At 72.4% G+C, this 12,079-nt stretch carries 12 protein-coding genes; 8 read left to right on the top strand and 4 right to left on the bottom strand.

Annotation, left to right across the window (positions count from 1 at the left end; genetic code table 11):
* Positions 1 to 251: 251 nt before the first annotated feature.
* Positions 252 to 815: a GNAT family N-acetyltransferase gene (locus tag ACFWVV_RS25010; RefSeq protein ID WP_384354145.1), complete on the top strand. Its 564-nt coding sequence runs from the start codon at positions 252 to 254 to the stop codon at positions 813 to 815.
* A gap of 123 nt (positions 816 to 938) precedes the next feature.
* Here the strand turns inward: ACFWVV_RS25010 and ACFWVV_RS25015 are convergent, their stop codons facing one another.
* The gene (locus ACFWVV_RS25015; RefSeq protein WP_384354147.1) at positions 939 to 1,271 is read right to left on the bottom strand and encodes a cupin domain-containing protein; all 333 of its coding nucleotides are present in this window, start codon (positions 1,269 to 1,271) and stop codon (positions 939 to 941) included.
* A 71-nt stretch (positions 1,272 to 1,342) separates the two neighbouring features.
* On the opposite strand from ACFWVV_RS25015, the gene ACFWVV_RS25020 reads away from it, so the two are divergent.
* Positions 1,343 to 2,323, top strand: coding sequence for a helix-turn-helix domain-containing protein (locus ACFWVV_RS25020; protein WP_384354149.1), 981 nt, complete (start codon positions 1,343 to 1,345; stop codon positions 2,321 to 2,323).
* Positions 2,324 to 2,329: 6 nt separating this feature from the next.
* Here ACFWVV_RS25020 and ACFWVV_RS25025 read toward each other — a convergent pair whose 3' ends face one another.
* Both ACFWVV_RS25025 and ACFWVV_RS25030 read right to left on the bottom strand, forming a co-directional pair.
* Positions 2,330 to 3,424, bottom strand: a complete 1,095-nt coding sequence (locus ACFWVV_RS25025; protein ID WP_384354151.1) for an endonuclease/exonuclease/phosphatase family protein — start codon at positions 3,422 to 3,424, stop codon at positions 2,330 to 2,332.
* 260 nt (positions 3,425 to 3,684) lie between these two features.
* A complete protein-coding gene (locus tag ACFWVV_RS25030; RefSeq protein WP_384354153.1) occupies positions 3,685 to 4,056 on the bottom strand; it encodes a winged helix-turn-helix transcriptional regulator in 372 nt (123 codons plus the stop codon).
* Between the two features lie 112 nt (positions 4,057 to 4,168).
* Between ACFWVV_RS25030 and ACFWVV_RS25035 the strand changes: the two genes are divergently transcribed.
* The 3 genes from ACFWVV_RS25035 to ACFWVV_RS25045 all read left to right on the top strand — a co-directional run bounded on the left by ACFWVV_RS25035 (position 4,169) and on the right by ACFWVV_RS25045 (position 7,681).
* Positions 4,169 to 5,008 carry an SDR family oxidoreductase gene (locus ACFWVV_RS25035; RefSeq protein WP_384354155.1) on the top strand — a complete coding sequence of 280 codons (840 nt, stop codon included), beginning with the start codon at positions 4,169 to 4,171 and terminating at the stop codon, positions 5,006 to 5,008.
* Between the two features lie 359 nt (positions 5,009 to 5,367).
* Positions 5,368 to 6,120 carry a hypothetical protein gene (locus ACFWVV_RS25040; RefSeq protein WP_384354157.1) on the top strand — a complete coding sequence of 251 codons (753 nt, stop codon included), beginning with the start codon at positions 5,368 to 5,370 and terminating at the stop codon, positions 6,118 to 6,120.
* Between the two features lie 112 nt (positions 6,121 to 6,232).
* Entirely contained in the window at positions 6,233 to 7,681 is a 1,449-nt protein-coding gene (locus tag ACFWVV_RS25045; protein WP_384422799.1) for a PepSY-associated TM helix domain-containing protein, read from the top strand.
* Positions 7,682 to 7,934: 253 nt separating this feature from the next.
* On the opposite strand, the gene ACFWVV_RS25050 is transcribed toward ACFWVV_RS25045, so the two are convergent.
* A complete protein-coding gene (locus ACFWVV_RS25050; protein ID WP_384354159.1) occupies positions 7,935 to 9,233 on the bottom strand; it encodes a YhgE/Pip domain-containing protein in 1,299 nt (432 codons plus the stop codon).
* Positions 9,234 to 9,505: 272 nt separating this feature from the next.
* Here ACFWVV_RS25050 and ACFWVV_RS25055 point away from each other — a divergent pair, with 272 nt between their 5' ends.
* From ACFWVV_RS25055 to ACFWVV_RS25065, 3 genes are all read left to right on the top strand, one after another.
* Positions 9,506 to 10,228: a GAF and ANTAR domain-containing protein gene (locus ACFWVV_RS25055; RefSeq protein ID WP_384354161.1), complete on the top strand. Its 723-nt coding sequence runs from the start codon at positions 9,506 to 9,508 to the stop codon at positions 10,226 to 10,228.
* Between the two features lie 184 nt (positions 10,229 to 10,412).
* Positions 10,413 to 11,150: a GAF and ANTAR domain-containing protein gene (locus ACFWVV_RS25060; protein WP_384354163.1), complete on the top strand. Its 738-nt coding sequence runs from the start codon at positions 10,413 to 10,415 to the stop codon at positions 11,148 to 11,150.
* Positions 11,147 to 11,890: an ANTAR domain-containing protein gene (locus ACFWVV_RS25065; RefSeq protein ID WP_384354165.1), complete on the top strand. Its 744-nt coding sequence runs from the start codon at positions 11,147 to 11,149 to the stop codon at positions 11,888 to 11,890. Before ACFWVV_RS25060 ends, ACFWVV_RS25065 begins: the two co-directional genes overlap by 4 nt.
* Positions 11,891 to 12,079 lie beyond the last annotated feature (189 nt).

The following is a 12,079-nucleotide window of genomic DNA, read 5'->3' on the forward strand; positions in this document are numbered from 1 at the left end:
GATCGGACGGTCCAGGTGAAGGCCCCGGACATGACCCGCAGCGTCTGGCCGCCCACGCCGCCGCCGCATCGCTGGAGCGGTCCGCCCGCGGACTGGAAGAGCTCCTGAACGCCGCCACACCGCAACTCCCCAGCCCATGGCGGCGATCCGGCGCAAGGAGCAGCGGAGCATTCCCGCCGACCCGGCCCTTCGCTCCGGCACTCCGCGAGAATCCGGATGACAGCCATCCCGCGATCGTCGAGACTCCGGCCGTGCGTGATCACGTCGAGACACCCTCCGGGCTGCTGCTGCGTCGCTGGGCGGTGTCGGATGCCCCTTCGGTGCTGAGTGCCTTCGCCGATCCTCTGATGCGTGGGCAGGCTGCCGAGGCGGTCGACTCGCAGGCCGCGGCGCGACGGTGGATCGCGGGAGGGGGTGAGCGTTGGGACGAAGGCGCGGCATACGCCTTCGCCGTGGTGGACGGGGGAGGCGCCGTCCTCGGGAACGTCGCCGTCGGTGCCGTCGACCGGCGGCATTCCACCGGCTGGGTCTCGTACTGGACGACGGCCACGGCCCGCGGACGGGGTGTCGCCTCGCAGGCGTGCGCAGCCCTGGCCCGATGGGCTTTCGACGAGGCCGGGTTGTTCCGCCTCGAGCTGGGCCACCGCGTCAACAACCCCGCCTCGTGCCGGGTCGCCGCAGCCGCCGGCTTCGCCGTCGAGGGGCTTCAGCGGCAGAAGCTGGCCTACGACGGCGTGCGCCACGACGTCGAACTCCACGCGAGGCTGGCGAGCGACGACGGTTCGCCGCTCCCGTACCGGATTCCGTACCGGTAGGGGAACCGAGCAGCCACAGGCGCCACCACGCCCAGCGGGTCCGGCCTCGCACCCCGCCGGGCTCGCGGCCCCCGAGACCACTGACGACGCACAGCGCCCCGGCGCCCGCCCGTGGCGCCGTGATCAGCGACCCCTGATCGAGAAGCCCAGCATGCGCGCTCCGTTCTCCGTGCGGGGGCGGTGCCGGCTGCCCGGGGCGAACACGACGTAGGTCCCCGGCCCGTGGAGCTCCTCGCCCTCAATTACTTCGCCGCTCAGGACGTAATACCGCTCCTCGCTCGCGTGCTCGTCCACGTCCGGCCATTCCGTGCCAGGAGCGAAGTCGATCAGCCAGCCCCCGGCGAACCCGGTCGTCAAAAGCCCGCGGCGGACGATGCCGGGCGCGATCTCGATCCCCTCGACGTCATCGATGTGCACGGTCGTCTTCAACGGGCCCGTAGGCGTGATGTCACTCATGCACCCACCATCGCGCGGCGTAGGCACCGCGGCCCAGAGTCCGGATTGACATCAGCGGGTACATTCCTGCCATGAGCCGTCACCGGGTGGTCGCGCTGCTGAACGCACCTCAGTCGCCGTTCGAACTCGCCTGCTCCGCCGAGGTGTTCGGCTCCGCGCGGCCGGACCTGCCGGTGCACTACGACTTCACGGTCTGCGCCCGGCAGCCAGGACCGCTCCCGGCGACGACCGGCCCCGCGTGGTACGTCGAGGCAGGGCTGGAGGCACTCGTGGACGCGGACACCGTCGTCGTCCCGGGCTGGCAGCCGACCGGGGCGGCCGTGGCGCCGGACGTCCTCGGCGCCCTGCGCGCGGCACACCGGCGCGGAGCGCGGATCGTCTCCCTGTGCACGGGGGCATTCGTGCTGGCGCAGGCCGGGTTGCTGGAAGGACGCCGGGCGACCACCCACTGGCGGCGCGCGCAGCAGTTCGCCGATGCGTTCCCCGGCGTGGAGGTGGACGCGGACGTGCTCTACGTCGATCACGGCGACGTCGCCACCAGCGCGGGGTCGGGAGCGGGCATCGATCTGGCCCTGCATCTGGTACGCCGCGACCACGGCGCCGCCTACGCCGCCCACGTCGCCCGGAGCATGGTGCTGGCACCGCACCGGGAGGGCGGCCAGCTCCAGTACGCCACCCACCCCGCGCCGGCCAGAGCCGACCCCTCACTGGCACCGCTGCTGGACTGGGCCGGGTCCCTGCTCGCGACCGACCTGACCGTCGGCCGGCTCGCCCAGCAGGCCGGGGTCTCCCCCCGTACGCTCGCCCGCCGCTTCGCCGAGCAGCTGGGTCAAAGCCCCGGACAGTGGCTGCTCGCCCAGCGCCTGGCCGCCGCCCGCGTCCTGCTGGAACAGACCGGCCTCTCCGTGGAGGCAGTCGCTGCCCGGGCCGGCCTCTCCTCCGCCGTCAACCTGCGACGGCACTTCCGCGCCACCCTCGGCACGACGCCCGGCGCCTACCGCAAGACGTTCGGCCACCGAACGGCCGACGCCGGGCACAGGACGGGGAGGTGAGCCCCCTCAGCGCGTGCTCACCCGGAAGGTGCTGAGCACCGCCTTGTGGTCCGTCGGCCAGGTCCACGTCGGCTCCCAGAACCTGTCCCGTCCGGACTCCTCCACCCGCCTGTTGCGCACGATGGTGCTCGACGGTCCGACGATCACGCTGTCGAGGAGGCGCATCCGGCGGTCCGGGTGGTAGAAGACGAAGTCGATCCGGTCCCGCTCGTCCGCCTTCGGAGCCCAGGTGAGTTCCTCGGTCCCGGCGCCAGGATTGTCACTGGGCCAGGTGAATCCCGGAGTGCGGACGGGGTCGGGGTGAACCTCCCGGTAGCTGTCGCGGAAGCCGGCCTTCTCGATCGCCTTGGTCGTGGACCACTCGACGACGGTGCCGTGATGGTCGAACAGGTTCCGCGTCCGGCGGGTCCAGTCCAGGTGCGAGGGCTCGTTAAAGTCACCCGCCAGCACGGTGAGCCGGCCCCGGCGACGCTCCCGTGCGGCATCCGCCAGGACCGTCTTCGTCACCGCGGTACGACCGGAAGCCTCGTTCAGCCGCATGATCAGGCCGACATCGGTGAGGGGGCCCGTCGGGATCTCGCCCCAGCCGTACTCGGAGGTCTCCAGAGGAGCAGGCGTGCCGCCGCCGTAACCGCGCGGCAGGTAGTTGACGTAGTAGCGGTACTCCAGGTGCCCGGAGTACGCCGCGACCTCGGTGCCGTCGACGTCGACGACCGCCTTCGACCAGGACGGGAAGGACGCGTGCTCGATGATCGGGTAGCGCGAGATCACCGCGGGATCCGTCGGGTTGCGGTTGTCGTAGAAGGTCAGCCCGCGCTCGGCGAGATCGGCGAGCAGGTGGGCGACCCGCTCCGGATTCGATTCGCTGAGCATGACCACGTCGGGCTCGACCGCGGCAATGGTGTCGGCGATCCCGGCGCGACCGCCCTCGACCCTGCTGCCCCCGAGCCAGATGTTGAACTGCAGCACCTTGAGCGTACGGCGCGAAGGGCGGCGCCGGCTCTCCGCACCCTGCGGCCGGGCCTCCGCCGCGCCCGCCCCCAGCACCCCGGCCCCGACGGTCAGACCGACCATCCCGAGTACTTCACGACGCCTGACCATGCATGACCTCCAGCGATTGCCCCACGTCCACGGCCCGTGCATCTCTCCACCCGGGCGGGACACAGTGTTGAGGCGCCCCGCGTACGAGGAGTGAACCCCGGCGGAACACCGGATGCCGAATGATGATCAGCGCTCGGGCGGTGCGGAGCCAGGGCCCTGACGGCCCCTGGCCGCACCGGATGCGCTCGCACCGCCCGATCCCGGCCCGGGGCGCTCTCGCGCACCGCCCCGGGCGCCGGACGTACGACCCTGCCGTGGCGCTAGCCGGTGCTGCGCGGCGGCAGCCGCTCGGTGATCCGGCGGAACAAGTCGGTCAACGGCCCACCCAGCTCCCGGCCGAACTCGGTCAGCCCATAGGTGACTTGGGGAGGCGTCGTCGGCTCGACCTTCCGCCAGACCAGTCCGTCCTCCACCAGTGTGCGCAGGGTCTGAGCGAGCATCTTCTCGCTGATGCCCTGGATGCTGTCACGCAGCTCGAAGAACCGAAGGTCGTTGCTCCGCAAGGAGATCAGCACCCAGATGCCCCACCTGCTGGTGACGTGGTCGACCATGCTCCGCGCGGGGCAGCCGGTGTGAAACACGTCATACCGCTTGTCCGCCCCGGCCTGTGTCAGCTGCGCGCCTTCACTCATGTCCGGAGCTTACCTCCAGGTACGTCCTTACGAAAAGTAAGCCGGGCTCCTAGCGTCAAGTCCCGCAGTGCACAACGGACTAGGACAGAGCACAACGGACTAGGAGCTGAACATGATCGTGGTGACCGGGGCTACCGGAAATGTCGGCCGGCCTCTGACGCAGGCCCTGAAGGACGCGGGCGAGCAGGTGACCGCGGTGTCGCGGCACGCGGTGGCGGTGCCTGACGGTGTGCGGCACGTGGTCGCCGATCTGGCCGAACCGGCGGGCCTCGCGCCCGCGCTGGACGGGGCGAAGGCTCTGTTCCTCCTGCTGTCCGGCGACCTGCACACCCGCGAAGCCGGGCCGGCCGACCTCATCGGCCTGGCCGCCGCCAGGGGGGTCCGCCGGGTCGTCCTGCTGTCCTCGCAGGGCGTGGCGACCCGGCCTCTCGGCCCCTCGCGGGTTGCGATGCGCGTCGTGGAGGACGCGTTGCGGGAGTCCGGCCTGGACTGGGCCGTCCTGCGGCCGGGCGGGTTTGCCTCCAACGCCTTGGCCTGGTCGGAGTCCGTCCGCACCCAAGGCGTGGTCGCCGCCCCCTTCGGCGACGTGGGGGTACCGGTCGTCGACCCGTCCGACATCGCCGAGGTCGCGGCGGCCTGCCTCCTGGACGACCGGCACAACGGCGGGGTGTACGAGCTGACCGGGCCCAAGGTGATCACTCCCCGGCAGCAGACGGAGACGATCGCAGCCGCACTCGGCACGGCCCTGCGGTTCCATGAACTCACCCGCGAACAGGCCAGGGCAGGGATGGCCCGGTTCGTACCGGCGGAGCTCGCCGACGACACGCTGGACATCATCGCCGCCCCGATCCCGTCCGAACTGCGGATCAGCCCGGACGTGGAACGAGTCCTCGGCCACGCCCCGCGCTCCTTCGGCGACTGGGTCGCCCGCAACATCGCCGCGTTCCGCTGAGGAGCGGCGCAACAGGGGCACCCGGCAGCCTCGTACGGCTCACCACCGCACGAGGCTGCCCGTCCCGGCCTACCTGGCCGCCCCGGGCCACCGGCCACCCGGAGGACGCGTAGCTCCAGCAATCCGTTACCCCTTGCCCCGGGGTACTCCTTTTGCCCCTTGAATCCACGCTGTGATACGGCCCACTGGCCAGTGCAGTCGCCCCTCTCCCGTGGTGACGCCCCCCACCACCGGTGTGACAACAGCCCGCACCCGTAAGGACCTTGAGGACCTATTGGAATGCGCGGCCCACCTCGACGGGGGAGGCGAGTACTGCGCAACGGGTCCACAGCGGGGACCTCCATGGGTACCTTGTGGCGGTGCACAGACGGGAAGGCCGGCTCACGCGGGCCCGAGGCGGGCTGCTCTGTGCTTCCGCGTGCCTGTCGCTCGGTGCGCTGAGCCATGTCGCGGCCGGCGGCAGCCTGCCGGGACCGGGCACGCTCGGGCTGCTCTTCGCCGTGGTGACCGTCCTGGGGGCGGCACTCTTCGGCAACCGCCGCCTCCGCTTCGACGTCCTCACACTGATTCTCGGCGGGACCCAGTTCGTCCTGCACCTCGCCTTCCACCACCTGGCCATGCGCAACCCGGTCGGGCATCCGCCTTCCCCGGCAGGAGCCGGCCACGCTGCGACCGGCGGGCACGCCGGCACCGGGGCCGCGGAGATCCTCGCCCACGGCGCGCACCTCACGACGAGCGCAAGCCACGTGAGGGACGCCGGCCACGTGAGGGAAGTCGGCCATGCGATGGGCGCCGGCCATGTCCTGGGCGCCGGCCATGCCATGGGTGCCGAGCACGCCATAAGTGCCGAGCACGCCATGGGCGCTGCGATGACATCCGCGCACGCGCTCGCCACGCTGGGGACAGCCCTGTCCGTCATTCACGGCGAGCGGGTCCTGCGCAGGCTGGCCGCCCTGGCACTGCCACGCTTCCTCCCCACCACCGCCCCGACGGCACCGCCGCTGCTCCCGGAGCTCTCGCCGCCGCCCGCCGCGACCGGCCGTCCCGGCTTCGGTGCCCTGCTCGCCCGTTCCCGCCCGCGGAGAGGCCCTCCCCGAGTGATGTCCGCCTGATCGCTCGTCACGCGATCACGACACCCGCCCACCAGGGCGGTCCCTTCACTCACCGGCTTCTCCGCACGCGCGTACCGAGGTGCCCGCGTGCGCTCCCCTTGAGGAATCACGCATGTCTTCCACCACAGAACACGCACCACCGGCGGACCCTTCCGCGTCCGCCGATCCGCCACCCGCCGGGCGCTCCTGGCAGGGCGTACGGGCACTGCTGGCCCGGCTGCACTTCTACGCCGGCGTCTTCGTCGCCCCCTTCCTCCTCGTGGCCGCCCTCACCGGCCTCGTCTACGCCTTCACCCCGCAGCTCGACCAGCTCGTCTACGGTGAGCAGCTCAGCGTCCAGCAAGTGGGCGGCCAGTCGCGTCCGCTGGCCGAGCAGATCGCCGCCGCCCGCGCGGCGCACCCCGAGGGCACCCTGGCCTCCGTGATCACCCCGCCCGGGCCCGAGGACACCACCCGCGTGGTGCTGTCCGTGCCCGGACTGGGCGACAAACAGCGCACCGTCTTCGTGGACCCCTACACCGCGAAGGTGCGGGGAGCACTCACCACGTGGTCCGGTTCGACGCCCCTGACCGCCTGGCTGGACGACCTGCACCGCAATCTGCACCTCGGAGAGACCGGGCGCCTCTACTCCGAGGTCGCCGCGAGCTGGCTGTGGGTGATCGCCGCCGGCGGTCTCGTCCTGTGGCTCGGCCGCAGCCGGGGGCAACGGCCGAAGGGCGTACGAGGGGTTCTGCTGCCCGACCGCACCGCTCGCGGGGTGCGGCGCACCCGCAGTTGGCACGCGGCGACCGGGGTGTGGCTCGCCCTCGGGCTGTTCTTCCTCAGCGCCACCGGGCTGACCTGGTCCCAGTACGCGGGCGAACGGTTCGGCCAGTTCCTCGACGTGGTCAAGGGCGGCGCACCGAAACTCGACTCGCGCCTGCCCGGCGCGCCGCCCCCGGCGGCGGACGGAGGCGGTGAGCACGCCGAGCACGCAGGACACGGGGGCGCCGGGCAGAGCGCCGCAGTGGACCCCGCCGACTTCGACTCCGCCCTCGCGGTGGCCCGTGGGGCCGGTCTCGGCGGCACCGTCACCGTGACACCTGCGGCCGACGCTTCCAGTGCCTGGGTGGTGGCCCAGAGCGACAACGTCTGGCCGGTGCACTACGACAAGGTGGCCGTCGACGTCACCACGGGCGACGTCACCTCGCGCACCCGGTGGGCCGACCACCCCCTGCCGGCGCAACTCAGCAAGCTCGGTGTGCAGGGGCACATGGGAGTGCTCTTCGGTCTCGCCAACCAGATCGTGCTCGCACTCGTGGCGGTCGGGCTTATTCTCCTGACGGTCTGGGGCTACCGCATGTGGTGGCAGCGCAGGCCCACCCGTACGGACCGGAAGGCCGCGGTGGGCAAGCCCCCGGTGCGCGGAACCTGGCGGCGGCTGCCCTTGCCCTTCCTCCTCGTGGGCGTTCCCGCGGTGGCCGCGATCGGCTGGGCCCTGCCCGTGCTGGGGGTCACCCTGCTCGGGTTCCTGCTGGCGGACGTGACAGCCGGTCTGGTGCGACGGCGACGCACGGCCTGACCGGGCCGGGGGGGGGGGGGGGGGCCCCCCCCCCCCCCCCCCCGGGGGGGGGGGGGGGGGGGTTGCCGCGGCGGAGGGGCCCCCACCGGGGTGGGGGGGGGGCCAACCGGGGGGGTGCGGGGGGGGGCCGGGCACGGGGGTTGGGGGGCGGCGGCGCCCCCGGCCGCGCGGGGGGGGGGGGGGGGGGCGCCCCCCCGCCCCCCCCCACCCCGGGGGGCCGGCGTCGTCGTCTTCCCGGGGCGATGCCGCCGCCTCAGGTCTGCTGGAGGGCCATCCGGTGCAGGCCCTTGCGGTCGTAGTACCGGGTCATGAGGAAACCGAAGGCGAGTGCGGCGACCACGCCGACAGCGATCATGATCCAGCCACGGGTGAGGCCGGCGTCGCCGCGGGCGTCGAAGTACAGGATCGCCCGGACGCCCGACGCGAGTTGCCGCATGGGCTCGAAGACGCCGAGGAACCGGTAGAAGCCCGGAACGGCCTCCAGGGGGATGGTCGCGCCGGACGACGGCAGGGCCAGGGCGATGAAGACGAACATCGACACGATCTGGCCGACGCTGCCGAACGCCGCGTTGATCGCCTGCACGCCGAGGCCCACGCTCAGACAGGAGCAGTACGAGAAGAGGGCCAGCATCGGCAGATGGGACGCGTCCATGCCCAGGAGCGCGATGCAGGCGAGCATGACCAGTGCGGTGACGGGCACGGACAGTACCGCGGTCATGGTCATCTTGAGCAGCAGGGTCTGCGTACGGCTGATCGGCACGGTGGGGTGCCGGGAGTGCCAGGGGCCGATCTCCGCGTCGGCGTAACCGAGCGCCGTGTCAACGGCGTTGTGGACGATGTTGCCACCCAGGAACCCCGCCAGGACCAGCAGCAGGACGTAGTAGAAGGCGCTCAGTCCGAGACCGCTGTGTGCCCCGATGGGATGGCCGGGCCGGGTCTCGACGGCCACCGGATCGGCGAGCAGCAGACGGGCCGCGGAACCGGCCGCCGCGGCCCCGGGGCCGGACGCGAGCTGCTTGCCGAGGGCCAGTGACGCCTGGTGGACGGCCTGCTGGTTGATCCGGAGGGCCATCGACGAGCCCAGCGAACCCATGCCCGGATTGGTGAGCACGGTCACGGTCGGCCTGCCGGCCCGCGCACCGGACAGTGAGCGCACGGTCGCGGTGAAGTCCGCGGGAATGACCAGCGCCCCGTAGACCTTGCCGGAAGCAAGCTGGTCCTGGGCCGCCGTAAGGCTGAGCCGACGCCACTGCACCGTGTCACCGGGCGTCGAGGAGCCGATCCGGCCGCTGATCCGGGTGCCCAGATTCTCCTGCGCGCCGGGCGGCGGCGCGCCCGCGTCCTGGTTGACGAGGGCGATCGGCAGCCGGCGCAGACTGCTGTCCGGAGTGAGGATGCTGCCCATGTACAACAGGGAGAGCACCAGCGCGACGAGCGCGCTGAGCACCCCCGGAGCGACCCACAGCTTCTTGTGGCGCAGCAGCGCGCCGGCGCTTCGCACGGAGGCGGAGCCCTGGGGCGATTCGTCCGGCTGCGGAGCTTCGGAACTCATACGACTCCATGAGGGGGCGGGCGCGGCGTGGGCCCGGGCACGGTGGTGGACGCGGCGAGCGTAGGCGCCGGGCCGACGGGGGAACGCGGGTGACACAGCGCTGCCGCGTGCGTCCTCCGGATGGCTCATGGCCGCCGGTCACCGCGGCCGCGACCGGCCGGAGGGCCGAGGGGGCCCTGTGCCTCGCGGCTGCCGCGGGACTACGCTTGTCGGTACGGGTGGGCGACAGAGCGGACGACTCGACCACTCTCCGGACGGGCCTGGGACTTCAGATGGATGTGCGGCAGAGCATCGCGGCGTGGCAGCGCGTGGTGGAGACCGCGAGTGACGGCGGTCGGGTGGTCGCCCTGCCCTCGGCGGTGCGGGCGTGCTTGGGGGACGTGGGCGCAGACGGCGTGGGAGTCAGCGTCATCACCGCGGGGCAGATCCGGACCGTGGCTCATGCCTCCGACGAGCGCAGCCTCCGGCTGGAGGACGCGCAGCTGGTGGCGGGCGAAGGCCCGTGCACCGAGGCGTACCTGCAGCGCAGGATCGTGGAAGTGGATGTGGCGACATCCGCCGGCAAGTGGCCCGTCTTCCTGAGGACGGCCGGTGATCTCGGCATCCGCAGGGTGGTGGCCGTGCCGCTGGTGGTCGGCGAGGGCATCCCGGTCGGCGCCATGGACGTCTACCACACCGCTCACACTCCCCTCGGGGAGGGCGAGCGGGGCAAGCTGGAAGCGTACGCCCGGATCCTCGGCCTTTTCGTCGTGGACGCCCACCCCGCGTTGATCGGCTGGGAGCAAGCAGCTCCGGAGAGGGGCCCGGTGGGCTATCCGCCCGTCGTGCACCAGGCGGCGGGCAGCGCCGCCGAAGCCAGCGACGTCACCGTCGCCGAAGCGCTGGCCCGGATGCGCGCCCACGCCTTCAGTCAGCAGCAGCTCCTCAGGGACGTCGCCCACGACATCCTCGCCGGGCGGCTGCGCCTGGAGGAGGACCGTGACACCCCTGACTGACACCCGTCCCGAGGGGAGGCAGCCGCGCCAGCCCCCGCCCATGACGGCCGCACCGGCCGAAAGGCACCACATTGGTCACACCGCGTGAGGGAGGGGCGAGTAGTCTCACGGGACGACGCCGGCGAGTGCCCGGCCGCGGTCCTGACGGAGGGGCCGGGAGTGTGGGGGAGTGGGGTGAGACGGTGTGCTCAGTGAAGCCATGGCCGTGGTCCTGCAACGCCTGAGCGCCGCCGACCCCGCCCTCGTGGAGGACTGCGCCCGGATCCTGGGTGCCGACGGCCTGGGGGTCTCCGCGCTGCTGGAGGGCGGCGCCCGCGAAGTCGTCTGGGCCAGCACCGGCTCGGGTGCCCGGTTCGAGGAGCTCCAGTTCACCCTGGGCGAGGGCCCGGGACCGGACGCGGCCCGCACGGGTGCCGCAGTGCTCATCAGTGACGTGCGGGCGGTGCGCCAGGACCGGTGGCCCGCCCTGCTCTCCGCGCTCGCCGAGGACCCCGTCGGTGCGGTGTTCTGCTTTCCGCTCAACCTGGGCGCGATCACCGTGGGGGTCCTGACGCTGGTCCGTGAAACCCCGGGTGTGCTGAGCGGGCGGGAGATGGACGACGCCCTCGTCCTCGCCTCCGCCCTGACCGCGTTCCTGCTGGGCGGCGACCGGAGCCGGCTGGAATCGCTCAGCTCCGGCTCCGAGCGGGCCGTGCTGCGTCAGGCGGTGGTCCACCAGGCCACCGGCATGGTCAGCGTCCAGCTCGGCGTGCCGCTGAGCGAGGCACTCCTGCACTTGCGGGCCCACGCCTACAGCCACAACAGCCCCCTCGGTGACGTGGCCGAGGACGTCGTCGCCCGACGCCTGCGCTTCACCCCGCCCGACCCCACCCCCACTCACGGGACCCCCGCGTCCGAAGACCCAGAGGATGATGTCTCATGACCACGGCACGTGAACGACGCCTGACAGAGGTCTTCGTCGAGGTCGCCGACTCCCTCGTGGAGGACTTCGACGTCCTCGACTTCCTGCACCGGCTCTCCCGGCGGTGCGTGGAGCTCCTGGACGTGACCGCCGCCGGAATCCTCCTCGCCGACAGCCACGGCGAACTGCGGCTGGTCGCCGCCTCCGACGAACACACCCGCCTCCTGGAGCTCTTCGCCCTCCAGCACGACCAGGGCCCCTGCGTGGAGTGCTACCGCACCGGGGACCCGGGCCTCAACATCGACCTCGCCCACCCCGCCACCACCCAGGGCTGGGACCGCTTCGCCACCCGCGCCCGCGAGAACGGCTTCGCCACCACCCACGCGGTGCCCCTGCGCCTGCGCAGCCGCATCGTCGGCGCCCTCAACCTCTTCCACACCGACACCCAGCACCTCACCGACCAGGACGCCACCCTCGCCCAGGCCCTCGCCGACATCGCCACCATCGCCGTCCTCCAGCAGCGCACCCTGGAAGCCAGCCAGACCGAAGCCGCCCAGCTCCAGGCCGCCCTCACCAGCCGCATCATCCTCGAACAGGCCAAGGGCATCCTCGCCGAGCGCCTCAACCTCACCCCCGACCAGGCCTTCGACGTCTTCCGCACCCACGCACGCTCACACGGGCTGCGCCTGTCCGACACCGCACGCCGGATCATCGACGGCGACTTCGACACCGAGCAGCTCGCCGCCCGCCCCACCCCCTAGACATCCGGGCGGCCGCGGCCGGACACGTCCCGGCCGTGGCCTGTTCCCCGTGGCGGGATCCGTCGTGATCGTGAACAGCAGGCGGGTGGGGGCGCCGCCCGCATGCCACCGCGCCCCCCCCCCCGGGGGGCCCGACGGGGGGTTTGAGACCCCCAACAAGAGCGTGTAGCTGGTTTGGGGGGCAGTCGT

It is taken from the genome of Streptomyces sp. NPDC058663, assembly GCF_042716745.1.
Taxonomy (GTDB): Bacteria; Actinomycetota; Actinomycetes; order Streptomycetales; family Streptomycetaceae; genus Streptomyces.